Below are 13,148 nucleotides of genomic sequence, written 5' to 3'. Positions count from 1 at the left end.
CATTTTACTCGTCTTGCAAGAGCCTAGAACATTCCTCAACGACATATTCTGGTACGCTCTCAAACTTGTGAGGGTTGAGCTGCATGACATACTCATTTTCGATATGGTATGACTCATTAATGAATTTTGAAATAATGTCGTCCTGGTGAGCTCCTTTAATGATCCTGAAAAGTTGAATTTTTTCGTATCCAACATCAGTTTCAAGGAACTTTGCTATCATCACCTCATCATCTTCAATTTGCTGCACGAGGGTTTCATAATCAAACGAAGGCATCATTTCTTTTATTTGGGTCTCTGCGTCAGTTTTCTCTTGGGCACTCATATCGCGACCTTCAGCTTTGAGGTTTGGAACCTTGTGCCCATGCAGCAAACTCGCCAGGAGGTTGTACTCCAAGCCAACATTATCCATAATTTCGTAATGCCTGCGAAGATAGATAGTTTTGATAACGTCGTCGATGCTTTCGGCAATGACATCCTTGCAGATTTTTGCAAACGTTCGAATGTCTTCGCTCGTGATTGGCGTTTCCTTAACCTCGCCTTTCCTACACGAGAGGAAAGTTGCTGATGGCTTCGAGGCTTGGAACTTGTGAGCCATGCTTTTAACCACATCGATAGCTGGCTCAATGTCGTGTGTAAGCATCAATGTCGTGCGATTCCGAAGGCTATCTTTGCCTCGGAAAAGCTGATGAAGGATCGCAAATTTCTTGTTCTTATCGAACGACGAGATCGGATCGTCCAAAATAACAATGTCAGGGTCTTCGCTTATTACTTGGTGCATGAAGAGAACCAATGCAAAAGCGTTTTTCTCACCGTAACTTAGATGTGTAGAGGCCGACTCGACGAATTCCGTTAGGTCGTCGTGAACTAGCTTCATCTTGTAGGAATCGGGTTCGGATATGATCCTAACGGAGTATTTATAGCCCGCAGACTTCAAGAAGCCATTGATGCTGCCTTGGTTTTCTTCGATGCTTTTCCTGATTTTTGCTTTGTGCTTACCAATCTGACCTTTGAGATTTCCAACTTGTTCGATGAGCTTATCTAGTTGCGCGTTTATCGGATCGGTGACAGCTCGAGTTTGATCGGAATCGAGCTTATCAATCATGCTAAGATCAATTTTTAGGAGCGAAACCTTTTTATCGATCTCGTCCACGTCGCGGAGGGAGAAGAATGATATATTTCTCAAACCATCCAACTGCTGAATCAACGCCTCGATGCTATTTTTTAGGTCGTTCAGGAAGCTCTTCTGTGGTGCGGTCAGCTCTGTCTTTGCCTTTGTTATCTTTTCTAAACTCTCTTGGCAACCGGCGCTAAAATACGTACCTAAGCGCTGAATGACTTCCTTTAGAGAGTTAAGGTGGGCGATGTCTGTCGAATTATACTCCTTGGCCACGGCCAGAGCTGTTTCTTTTTGCTCAGGATTCGGCAATGCTGTTGCGCAATAGGGGCAGGCGTCACCTAAATCTAAAAACTCTTTGCCTTTAATTTGCCAGCCTATCCATTTTGATGGGTTTTCACTCTTCACAAATGTCTCGAACGGCATCAATGCATCCGGAATATTTTCAATCTTATTACCTGAGCCGAACGCTTTGAGTACTTTGCTGGATTTCGCGATTGAACCATCTTTGTTTGGCTTCCCGAACGCATCTCTTAGGTCTCTGAGGTCTTTAGTTACCTGTTCTATTTCCGGCCTATCCGCAAAGGCCTTTTTGATGCCGTCGAAGAGCTTTTCAATTTCGTCCATTGCCGTGTCGTACTCTGGCGTTTTGACGAAAATATCAAAGCTGTTTTTCACAACCTCATCTTGCTGAAAGGTAAATAAATTTACGTATGCCTCATCAAAGACAAGCGCTGAATCAAAGCCATCAATTCCACTAACTGTTGGCTGTGCGGCATCTACTTTTCTACGATTCTTGAAAGGCACAAGTTCCGCTAAAGTGCCGTCATTTCGGGCGTGGCTTACGATTGCCTTGGCGATTGTGCTTTTACCTAACCCGTTGGGTCCAAATTTTATATTCAGACACTCTCTTTTCAAGACGATCTTTGCCGTGTCGATACTGTTGCAGTTCTTGATAACAACTTCATAGTCGGACATGGCACCCTCAAATCTGCATGATTCTACCGTAGGGATGAGATCCTATTGCACTAGGTGTTTATTGCTTAGTCGCGATGACTTCTGCGGAGTTCGTCATTCGCCACGTCCGCTTTGGGTCGAAAGCGGCCCTCGCCAATGCAGCTCATCAGCCATTGCATCTCGTGGGGGACAAGCCATCCCATGCTCATTGCTGAATGTTAATAATGTAAATTAATGTTTTCTGAAGTGCCAGTCACTACGACCATGGCATCAGTCCGAGACCGCCCGTGGTATCAAGCGAAGGCAGGGCAGTGCTAGCTCGATTACTGGCTCTTGCAGCTTTGGATCAGGTCCAGCTATCCTCGAGATGCTAGCCGCTGGTCACTGACGGTCATCAGTGACGCCCTTTGCCTTCGGGCAACTCCCGAAGCCGTTAACGCATCCCGAAAGACGGCGCTCACCTGAGCTGGATGCCACTTCCGAATACTCGGCCTCCCGCCGAACCACCCATCCGGGGAAATCACTTTCCCCGGATGGGGATGGTGTATCTCCCGGACCCGATCCACTGGAGCTGCACCATGAATCCTTTCCAAGGCTCTCGAGCCCTGCTGTTCTCCGTTCTGATTCCGATCATGCTGCCTGATGTCATGCCCGAGCCGCTTCGGTGGATCTGGCTGACGCTTGTCGCTCTTGCAGTGCTTAAGCGCCTTGGCCTCATTAGCTTTGGCTTCGGCAGCGGCGCGGCCGGCAATGAGAATGAAGCGTCAGGTTCCGTCAAGACGGGATCGACATCTCATCGCCGTGGCGCGACTCACCAGGGAGAGATCGTTGCCCATGGCAGCGCGCCCTATCAGTTCGATGAGGCCAACCGCCTCAGCTACTACATCACGCTGCGGCCCGAGCGTGGTGACGACAAGACCGTGTGGGGGATCGATCTCAAACGCGTGGCGCATGAGACCCCGCTGGCCGTTGGCGATGCCGTCGCGCTCGAGTTTCTCGGGCGTGAAGCGGTTGTGGTCAAGGAGCCGGTTCGCAATGACCAGGGCAAGGTGGTGGATCACCGTCAGGTGAACACACATCGCCATACCTGGAAGGCACACGTTCTGTCGGCATAAACCAAGCGGTATCCACCCCATGGGGAAGTTTCCTTCCCCATGGGGCGAGGTGCTTCCCCTTTTTTTGTTCCCGAGGAGAAGCACCCATGAATCGCAACACGCACAACGCCAACGTCCGTATCGATCTCACTGCCAAAGCGCAGCGTTTGGGGCTTTGCCCCGATCGTCGCGACGCGATGGTGCAGATGGAGCAGCCCCTCATCAACGAGGTGGTTGCGCTCTTCGAGATGGCTGGCACATCGCATCCGGCTCTTGAGGACCTGCACTGGATCGAACGCCTCGATGCGTTTCTGGCACAGGCTCGAGACGAGCTGATAAAGGCGCCTGCTGGAAGTCGATCGCTCGATCTCGACATACCGGCACCGCATCGCACTGGTGGCTTACTGCTACCGCTGTTCGTCGGTGTCCATGTCGAGCTGGAGCATCAGCTTGGCAAGCAGGCGCTGGTGTTCTCGCTGTCCGGGCGAGATCGTCTGGCTGCCTGAACACACGCTATTCCACCTCCATAAGCCCGTTTCGGCGGGCTTTTCTCTTCTACCCCGACCGGGATTCGCTCCCGGTGGGGGCATCTCGGTCGTCATCATGAGGTTTCGACGATGGTCGACATCTATCAGGCGATCACAGATCGGATTCTGGAAAGTCTCGAGCAGGGGCATCTCCCCGGTATCGGACGGCCCTGGGATCCGTCCCGCCGAACGCCACTCATACCCTGTAATGCCGTCTCCGGTCGCCAGTACAGCGGCATCAATGTGCCACTGCTCTGGGGCGAGGCCGAGGGTCGAGGATTTTCCCAGGACCGTTGGCTCACCTTTCGTCAGGCGAAAGAAGCCGGGGGTACGGTACGCAAGGGTGCGAAGAGCACGCTCGCGTGCTTCTACAAGCCCATGAAGCGCGAGATCGTCGATGACGCCGGCGAGCCGGTGCTCGACGACGAGGGCAACCCCAAGGAGAAGCACTTCGCGATTCTGAGGGGCTTCAATCTGTTCAACGTGGATCAGTGTGACGGGCTGCCCGATGAGGTCACGACTCCGCCGGCGAAGGCGGTCGAGGGATTCGACAGCGTGAACGCGCTGGACGACTTCATCGACGGCTGTGGCATCAAGGTCACGCACTCGCTGGATCGCGAGATCGCAGGGTATTACCCCCGGCAGGACAGGGTGTTGATGCCAGCCAAGGAGCGTTTCCACGATGCGGACAGCTACTACAGCGTGGCACTGCATGAATTGACCCATGCCACCGGACACGAATCACGCCTGGCTCGCATCGGGATCACCGACCCCAAGCCGTTCGGTTCCGACCGCTACGCGCTCGAGGAACTGGTCGCTCAGCTGGGCTCTGCCTTTCTGTGCGGACACTTCGGTATTCGCAACGAGGCCTTCGACGCTGCCTACATCGCCCACTGGATCAGTGTGATGCAAGCAGACAAGAAAGCCATCTTTCGCGCCACGGGCGCGGCACGTCTGGCAGCGGAATTCCTCAAGCAAACGCACGAGGAAAACCGCACGTCGGCATCGACCGATCAACCGCTGAAGGAGAGCGCCGAGGCAAAGCCGAAGCGCCGACCGCAGGCGGATGATCAGGACATCGAGCTCTTCGGGCATCAATGGCCGCTGGGTGACAGCGTCAAGCTGGATTCCACGGTCGATCGGGGTACTTTCCGTGCCCAGGTCACTCGCCTGAAGCAGATGGGCTATCGATTCGATGCCACGACACAGACATGGACCTATTCGGCAGCTGCAGCGGCTTGAAACCTGGAGGACATCATGTCGACCACTCACCCCATGGCGCCGGCGTTCTCGGCACTAACCGAGACCCAGCTCCACACGATCGAAGATCTGCTCGCCAACGATGAATCCTCATCAGATGAGGAGCTGATTGAATTCTTCATCTCGGAGGGCATACCCGAAGTCTCGGCGCGGCAAGCACTGACCTATCGCGATCGATACCTCACCACGATCTACCTCGACGGGCATACCCCGATTCGTCTCGAGCGTGACGCCTGGCGTTACGACCCATACTCGCGTCGTTTCGTGCCGGCCTGATTCAACACTCAACCCCCGGGGGCGATGTCTGCCCCTAGGGGGCAGCTCGTCCCCATCCTTGTCAATGGAGGCAGCATGTCACCTGCAACCCCGCTCTGGCGTCTCGAGGAGGCGCCAGAGCTTTTTCTGGATAGCTATGTCGCCGATGGCGACCGTTCGGTCTTTCTGTCCCTTTGGGGGCGAGACACCGCCATTCACGAACTGATGGCCAAGCTGACCCTGCCCATCGCCGAAGGCGGCTGGACGGGGATCACGCTCCAGCGAGACGGTCAGTCAGTCTCTCTACAGCTGGATCGTGAACGCCTGGCCAAACGCACGACGCGAACCTATCGGCAGACGCGGTTCGGCAGCCTGCTGAACCTCTGGCTGTTCGATCAACGCTGTCAGGATCCGGATCGTGCCAATCGTCAGTGCTACGCCATCTTCAACGAACACGACTCGCGACAGGACAAAAGCGCGATGCTCTGGTCACGTCTGCGAGATCTCGCTGCGTTTCCGCTGCTGGATCAATGGCGACCCTCGGTCGTCCAACTGCTCCTCGAGCACGGAGCGATCCGCATGCTCGACCAGACGTCCGAGCGCCTTTCCGGCGTCTGGATCGATCTCTCGCTGGCCAGCGTCCAGGACGCCATCGGTCAGCTCATCCACGCCGGCGATCTCGCCACGCAATGAACCTGGGAGGCCACCATGGCTTTGATGTTTCCACGCCTGGCGCGCAACTTCGCAAAGAACGGCTACTACCCGACCGACGAGGACACGATCGAACGTGCTCTTCAGGCATTGGGCACCTCGCACGACCAGCGGGTGCGCATTCTGGACCCGTGTGCCGGCGAAGGCCATGCGATCCTTGAAAGCGCCCACCGGCTGGGCCGGGATCGAACTGACGCCTATGGCATCGAGTTCGATCTCGAGCGAGCGCGTCACATGCAGGGCTTGGTCGATGTCGGCATCCAGTCGGATCTGATGGATACCGTCATATCGCCGCGCTCGTTTGGCATGATGTTCTTCAATCCACCCTACGGCGATCTCGTCAGCGAGACCGGCGGGAGCAAGGGATACGCGGGCAAAGGCCGGCAGCGTTTGGAAAAGCTGTTCTACCAGCGCTGTGTTCACCTGCTGCAGTACGGCGGGATCCTGGTGATGATCGTGCCGCACTACGTCTTCGACGATGAGCTGTCTAGCTGGGTCAGCCAACACTTCGATCACGTCACTGTGTTCGAGGCCGCGGTCGATACCTTCAAGCAGGTCGTCGTCTTCGGCGTTCGCACGAAGCGCAATGCACTACTGGCCAACGACAGGGCCAAAACGATCAGACAGATGTTGCAGCAAATCGGGTTGGAAGAGTTCAAACCCGAGCCGTTGCCCGAGATCTGGTGTGATGGTCTGTATGACGTGCCGCCGGCGATCGGTAACACACCTCACTGTTACCGCATGTCGCTGGAACCCGAGCAGCTGGGGCAGGAAATAGATCAGCTGGGCGGGCTATGGCCCGACTTCAACCTCGCGTTCTGGACCGATGGGGGCACGCAGCGACGTCCGCTGCGCCGGCTTTCCAGCTGGCACCTCGCGCTGTCGCTGGCAGCAGGGGGCATATCGGGCATCGTGACCTCGCGGTCAGGGCGTCAACTGGTCGTGAAGGGCGATACCTTCAAGGAGAAGTCCTCGAAGGTCGAGTTCGACGAAGACGCCGATGGCAACATCAGCGAGCGTCGAATCCTGACCGATCGTTTCGTGCCGGCCATCATGGCCTGGGACGTGACCCCGGGCTCACCCGACAAGGGGCGACTGTTCAAGATCACCTCGACGCCGGCACTGGATGCGCCGGCACCATCTGAACCTGCTGATTCGGACGCCGAGACGGCATAGACCACCAAGCGCGCTCATGGAGCGTGCCAACCCCTACGGGCAGAACTTCGTCCGTAGGGGCGTGTTCTGCCCGTTTTCATTGGAGACGGACATGAACATGCTCTGCATAGCACCGGATAACGTCATCGCGCTCAACGATTTTATCGATGAGTTCGGCGACGGGCTTCTGGATACGCTCAACCACACCCATCCCCCGGTCTATGACGGTCGCGGGAATCCGGCGCGACAGGCGGTAATGAACGCTCTGGCACGCCAACCGTTCCCGGCACAGGCAGATGTCGTTCACGCGATCTGCGCGCTGCTACTGGATCAGAACGAGCGTGCCGGCGTGATCAACGCCGAGATGGGAACCGGCAAAACGATGATGGCGATTGCCGTCGCAGCCGTGATGGCGACCGAGGGCTATCGTCGATCGTTGATCGTGTCTCCGCCACACCTGGTCTACAAGTGGCGGCGCGAGATCCTTGAGACGGTGCCCCAAGCTCGGGTCTGGGTACTCAACGGACCGGATACGCTGGCGAAATTACTCAAGCTGCGCGAGCAGTTGGGGCAGCCAGATGATGGCCGGCCGGAGTTCTTCGTGCTGGGTCGTGTACGGATGCGGATGGGGTTTCACTGGGTACCGGTGGCCACTCCCAGGCGCACCCTGTCCGGCCGCCTCGCGGCGTGTCCGGACTGCGGCCGCATGATCCTCGATAACGACAATGAGCCGGTCCGGTTCGAGTCGTTCCAGCAGACCGAGCGTCAGCAGGCGTGCGCGGGATGCGGTGGTCAGCTCTGGACACTCATACGACAGCGGCAGCCCGAAGGGGATGCCCGCCGTCGTTCGGTGCTCAAGGCGCTGCAGCGCATTCCAACCATCGGCAAGGTGACTGCCGACAAGCTGATCGACCGATTCGGCGAGGCTTTTCTGTCGTCGATGCTCGCCGACAACGCGCACGATTTCATCAACCTGATGGACGAGAACGGCGACCTGGTGTTCAACGATCGACAGGCAACGAGAATGGAACGGGCGATGGCCAACATCGAATTCGGCTTCGGTGAAGGGGGGGTTCCAGCCGAGCGAGTTCATAAAGCGCTATCTCCCCGACCAATTCTTCGACCTGCTGATCGTCGACGAAGGGCATGAGTACAAGAACGCGGGGTCGGCCCAGGGTCAGGCCATGGGTGTACTGGCAGCGAAGGCACGCAAGACGCTTTTGTTGACTGGCACGCTGATGGGCGGCTACGCCGACGACCTGTTCTATCTGCTCTTCCGGATCCTGACACCGGTGATGATCGAAGACGGCTATCGTCCCCAGCGCAATTCACTGGGTGCGGCGTCCATGGCCTTCATGCGCGAGCACGGTATCCTCAAGGATATCTACTCGGAACGCGAGGGCGCTGGACACAAGACGGCGAAGGGGCGGAAAACCTCGGTGCGCACGGTTAAGGCACCGGGTTTCGGCCCCAAGGGCATCCTGCGCTACGTGTTGCCCTTCACGGTCTTCCTCAAGCTCAAGGACATCGGCGGCGATGTACTGCCGCCGTATGACGAGGAGTTCGTGGAAGTGCCGATGTCGTCTGCTCAGGCCAGTGCCTATGACAAGCTCTCTGGAGAGCTGACACAGGCGTTGCGGGAAGCGCTGGCACACAAGGACACCACCTTGCTGGGTGTGGTGCTCAATGTGCTGCTGGCGTGGCCTGACTGCTGTTTTCGACCGGAAGCGGTCAAGCACCCGCGTTCGCGGGCACTGATCAGCTTCGCCAAGTCGATTTTCGACGAAGCGTCGACGATGCCGAAGGAGGACGAGCTGGTCGAGCTATGCCGATCGGAGAAGGCCCAGGGCCGCAAGGTGCTGGTCTACTCCACCTACACCGGCAAGCGCGATACCACGGGTCGCCTGAAGCGCGTGCTCGAGCAAGAGGGCCTCAAAGTGGCCGTGTTGCGCTCGAGTGTCGACACCAGTCGGCGGGAAGACTGGATCGCGGATCAGGTCGAGAAGGGGATCGATGTCCTGATCACCAATCCGGAGCTGGTCAAAACCGGGCTGGATCTTCTCGACTTCCCGACGATCGCGTTCATGCAGACCGGTTGGAACGTCTACACGCTCCAGCAGGCGGCGCGAAGATCCTGGCGTATTGGTCAGCACCGGGCGGTGCGTGTGGTGTTCTTCGGCTACGCCGAAACGTCACAGATCGCCTGTCTGCGGCTGATGGCAGCCAAGATCGCCGTGGCGCAAAGCACATCCGGGGATATCCCCGAGTCCGGGCTCGATGCGCTCAACAGCGACGGCGAGTCGGTCGAAGTGGAGCTGGCTCGTCAGCTGGTCGCGTGACGATCAGGTTTACCCCAACCCCTCTTCGGAGGGGTTTTTTATGTGTGCGCCGGGCATGACGCTGTCCCGACCCGCCGTAGTGGCCGCACGGACGACTTGGAGGTGCAAGTCCTCTGTGGGCCCGGCAAGGGGAATCACTAGCTGAACCGCAAAGGTGTCCATCGCGAGGTAGAATCTGAAGAGAGGACTAGTGCGGTGACGCCCTCTCCTACTCGATCTGCAAGTTTTGTCAGAAAGTACTGTCAGCTCTGCCTTGCTGCCTCTTCCTGTCGTTCACACCTTGCCGTTCCAGCCGACCGTAACTTCCGCATGACCCGATGCCGCTGGCTGCGTGACGGCCGACTCTGCCTCGCACCTTGGCTATTGTTGACCTACTTTATCCAAGGAGCTAAATGAGGACGCTTATTCAGTTTGCGTTCAGGTCAGCCGCCTACCCTTCGATAAAGGGCTGGTTATCAGCGAAGGGACTGGGACCCGCGGTCATTGTCTCTGGCCCAGGTTCGTTTGAATCAGCGACGCGAGGGATCCGCATGGAGCTGTTCGCTCTTCTCATCATTCTGATCGTGGTACTGGGCGCCGGGCTGCTGGTGCAGTGGCTGCCCATGCGTCATCAGCCTCGGCCCAGATGGTCCCAGCGCGTGCCGTTTCTGGGCGGGGGGACGCCCGACAGCCACGCCTGGAGCCGCTACCACGTTCGCTACTACTCCATGACGCTGCTGTTGATCGCCTTCGAGATGGAGATGATGTTCATGTACCCGTGGGCGGTCGTGTTCGTCGAGACGGGCAAGAAGGCCATGATGGAGATGGGCATGTTTCTCGCCATCCTGTCGGTGGGCATCGTCTATGCCTGGCGTGAGGGGGTGTTCAAGTGGCAGTGAACTGGCTGCACAAACTCGCCTCGCGTGGCAGCGTTCCTGTGTTTCCCGTGCTGGGCAAGCAGGGTGATGGCGCGCTGCGGCATCTCGCGCTTTCTCCGCAAATCGAACTGGTCGACTCGCCGCGCCACGCCAGTGTGTTGCTGGTGGCGGGGGAGATTCCGGCCGACCGCTTCGAGCCCCTGCGTCGGGTGCATGACCAATTGCCATACCCCTTCACGACGCTGTGGTTTCGCAGCGAACCCTGGCCTCATCTGGAACGCGTGGCCCGTATCGACGATCTCGACGACCTGCCCGGCGCACTGGTCACGGCGCATCTCGAATTGATGGAAGGCTGCCGCGGCAGTACCCATCGTCTCCTGCCGGACGAGCCGCCCAACCCTTGGGAAGGCGAGGGCGATTTCGGCCAGGGCGGTGAAGGCATGATGGGCGGGGTGCCCTACGGGCGACCCATGGCCATGAACATGGCAGATGACATCCGCGACGGATTGACGCTGGATTCACTGACTTTCCGGCTGGGGCCGTTCTTTTTCGCGTTTCCGCCCGGCATGGCGGCGGAGATCACCCTGCAGGGGGATCTCGTGCAGACATGGCAAACGCAATTTGCGCCATATCCACAATCTCTCGACGATATCTTTTTCAACGCTCGCGAGCGCCCCGTCCCCATTGCGGAGGTCGAGCTTGCCCGGGCCCGCCATCACCTTCACCGGCTGTTCCATGCATTGCACCTGGCGGGTCTGGAGAATGTGAGCCTGCGGACCTTGCGTCTGGCGCATGGATTGTCGACGTCGAGTACCCTCGATGGATTGCGGCGCGCACTATCACGTAGCGGCTTCTTTCGCCTGACGGCGGGCGGCGGCGTGCTCGGCCCCGAGCAGGCGCGCATGATCGGTGGGTCCGCCGCTCGAGCTGCCGGAATGGCTGATGACCTACGCTCGGAGGATGCCGGCTATCGACGATTGGGGTTCTCTCCCGTCTGTCAGACTGCGGGCGATACCCATGCTCGCTGGCGGCAGCTTCTGGACGAAATCGATCAGTCCCTCCATCTGGCCCGTCTGGCCGAACGCGACAGGGTACACACGGAGCGAACAGGCAGCGTCGAGACACCGCGTGGCCCCTGGTCGGCGCGGCGGCCGGCGGATGCGAGCGCGCTCTTCGACGAGCTGTTACCCGGGCTGGAGTGGGGCGATGCCCTGGCGACGGTCGCCAGCCTGGATGTCGCGGGGGTGGCCGATCAACCTGTCGGCACACGGCCATCCGGCGAGTCCCGGGCGGTACGGGGAGGCACCGGGAACGATGTTTAGCGAGCTGTTTCTGCCGGTTCTCATGGTGATCTTCATGTTGGTTGTCGGCGGTTATGCCGTTGCCGTGCTCGATCGCCTGGTTGCCAGCGCGCTTGGCACCCCCCAGGCCGGAGGTATCTGGCTGGCGCCGATAGCGCGCGGAGCCTGGTTGCTGATCCAGCACGCCAATGCCACCGAAGCGCCTGACTGGCGAGCCTGGCGGCTGGCACCAGCCCTGTATCTGGCGTTGGCGGCGGGCGGGCTGGCGGTGGTGCCATGGTCGGCATCGCTGGTCGCCACGGATCTGGTCACCAGCGTGGTGCTGTGGGGCAGCGTGGAAGCGCTGGCGACCGTCGTCATCTTCTTGCATGGCTGGTCGGCGAATTCGTTACTGGCCTTGATCGGCGGGTACCGGTACGTGGCGCTGGGGCTCTCCTACATCCTGATCAGCATGTTCGTGCTGATCGGCGTGGCATTGCCGGCCGAATCGCTGCAGTTCACCCAGGTGGTGGCTTCGCAGGAAGGGCTGTGGAACGTCATTCGCCAGCCGCTGGGGCTGCCGCTGTTTCTCATCGTCGGCCTGGGCATGACCTTCTGGGGGCCGCTGAACCTGGCCGATTCGACGGATCTGGCCGGCGGCACGGCCTCGGAGATCTCGGGACCGCCACGGCTGGTCTGGGACATGGCCCGGGCGGCCATGCTGGTTGCGTTCAGCGGCGTGGCAGCGACTGCCTTCCTGGGGGGGGGGCTGGGGCCCTGGCTGCCCGGCCCGTTATGGATGTCCCTCAAGATGCTGGCGGTATTGAGCGTGCTGCTGTTGCTCGGGCGGCTACTGCCGCGACTGGCGCCGGAGCGCTGCGTCACCTTGATGTGGGTCGTGTTGCTGCCGCTGTCGTTTATCGATCTGGTGTGGGCCGGGATAGGAGCGCTGTTGTGATGGAGAGCATGAATGACGGCATCGGTGTCGATATCGCGTTTCTGCTGCTGGCCACGCTGGCGGTGGTTACCGGGTGGCGCGTGTTTCGCACCGACTCGATGGTACGGGCCTCCTTCTTTCTGCTGGTGTCGTTCATCGCCGTGGGCGTGATCATGATCCTGTTGGCGGCGGAATACCTGGGTGTTGCCATGTTCTTCATGATGGCCGTGGAAATGACGGTCATGGCGCTGTTCATGGTCATGTTCATGATGAACCCGGCCGGCCTGAATCCCATGAACATGGTCCACCAGGAACGTATCGCCATCGGGGCCGGCATCGCCGGTTTTCTGATACTGGGCGCCATGGCCCTGTTGGCGGTATTTCCCGATCAGCCGGTGCCGGCAGACCTCGAACCCGTCAGATCACTAGGCAACGAAATGCTCGGTGATTCGATGCTGATTTTCGAATCGGCGGGTCTCGTGCTGCTGACCACCATGATCGGCGTGGTGGTGCTGTCGAGCCATCGCGGGCGCTATGGCGCAGCGGCGGAGGGCTCGATGCCGCCGGGGCTGGAACCGGGCGGCGACCCGGCAGGCAAGCCCGAGGAGGACGAAGCGGGCGAGGGCGAGCATCACCATCATCACCATCATCACTGAGCGGGA

10 protein-coding genes and 2 pseudogenes are annotated in these 13,148 nt (G+C 58.8%); 11 read left to right on the top strand and 1 reads right to left on the bottom strand.

Annotated elements, in window-relative coordinates; translation table 11 throughout:
- Nucleotides 1-4 precede the first annotated feature (4 nt).
- A complete protein-coding gene (locus tag Q0931_RS09460; protein WP_299259611.1) occupies nt 5-2,092 on the bottom strand; it encodes an AAA family ATPase in 2,088 nt (695 codons plus the stop codon).
- Nucleotides 2,093-2,649: 557 nt separating this feature from the next.
- On the opposite strand from Q0931_RS09460, the gene Q0931_RS09455 reads away from it, so the two are divergent.
- The 11 genes and pseudogenes from Q0931_RS09455 to Q0931_RS09405 all read left to right on the top strand — a co-directional run bounded on the left by Q0931_RS09455 (nt 2,650) and on the right by Q0931_RS09405 (nt 13,142).
- Nucleotides 2,650-3,186 (top strand): hypothetical protein, encoded by a 537-nt coding sequence (locus tag Q0931_RS09455; protein ID WP_299259609.1) that lies wholly within the window; start codon nt 2,650-2,652, stop codon nt 3,184-3,186.
- Nucleotides 3,187-3,272: 86 nt separating this feature from the next.
- On the top strand, nt 3,273-3,671 hold the full coding sequence (locus Q0931_RS09450; RefSeq protein WP_299259607.1) for a hypothetical protein: 399 nt from the start codon (nt 3,273-3,275) through the stop codon (nt 3,669-3,671).
- 111 nt (nt 3,672-3,782) lie between these two features.
- Complete coding sequence (locus tag Q0931_RS09445) at nt 3,783-4,934, top strand: DUF3275 family protein (RefSeq protein WP_299259605.1); 1,152 nt, start codon at nt 3,783-3,785, stop codon at nt 4,932-4,934.
- A gap of 15 nt (nt 4,935-4,949) precedes the next feature.
- Nucleotides 4,950-5,228, top strand: a complete 279-nt coding sequence (locus tag Q0931_RS09440) for a hypothetical protein (RefSeq protein WP_299259603.1) — start codon at nt 4,950-4,952, stop codon at nt 5,226-5,228.
- Between the two features lie 75 nt (nt 5,229-5,303).
- The gene (locus Q0931_RS09435; RefSeq protein WP_299259600.1) at nt 5,304-5,900 is read left to right on the top strand and encodes a hypothetical protein; all 597 of its coding nucleotides are present in this window, start codon (nt 5,304-5,306) and stop codon (nt 5,898-5,900) included.
- Nucleotides 5,901-5,915: 15 nt separating this feature from the next.
- Nucleotides 5,916-7,016, top strand: a pseudogene (locus Q0931_RS09430) (DUF6094 domain-containing protein); the annotation flags it as partial.
- 202 nt (nt 7,017-7,218) lie between these two features.
- Nucleotides 7,219-9,412 (top strand): annotated as a pseudogene (locus Q0931_RS09425) (DEAD/DEAH box helicase); the annotation flags it as partial.
- Nucleotides 9,413-9,942: 530 nt separating this feature from the next.
- Nucleotides 9,943-10,290 carry an NADH-quinone oxidoreductase subunit A gene (locus Q0931_RS09420; RefSeq protein WP_149437354.1) on the top strand — a complete coding sequence of 116 codons (348 nt, stop codon included), beginning with the start codon at nt 9,943-9,945 and terminating at the stop codon, nt 10,288-10,290.
- Nucleotides 10,281-11,591, top strand: coding sequence for a hypothetical protein (locus Q0931_RS09415; RefSeq protein ID WP_149437356.1), 1,311 nt, complete (start codon nt 10,281-10,283; stop codon nt 11,589-11,591). Before Q0931_RS09420 ends, Q0931_RS09415 begins: the two co-directional genes overlap by 10 nt.
- Nucleotides 11,584-12,507: an NADH-quinone oxidoreductase subunit H gene (locus tag Q0931_RS09410; protein WP_149437358.1), complete on the top strand. Its 924-nt coding sequence runs from the start codon at nt 11,584-11,586 to the stop codon at nt 12,505-12,507. Before Q0931_RS09415 ends, Q0931_RS09410 begins: the two co-directional genes overlap by 8 nt.
- An 8-nt stretch (nt 12,508-12,515) precedes the next feature.
- Complete coding sequence (locus Q0931_RS09405) at nt 12,516-13,142, top strand: NADH-quinone oxidoreductase subunit J (protein WP_299259598.1); 627 nt, start codon at nt 12,516-12,518, stop codon at nt 13,140-13,142.
- The last annotated feature ends 6 nt before the right edge of the window (nt 13,143-13,148 follow it).

Origin of the sequence: uncultured Kushneria sp. (assembly GCF_947497025.1) — a bacterium.
GTDB lineage: Bacteria > Pseudomonadota > Gammaproteobacteria > Pseudomonadales > Halomonadaceae > Kushneria.
This window is presented reverse-complemented; position numbering and strand designations above follow the sequence as displayed.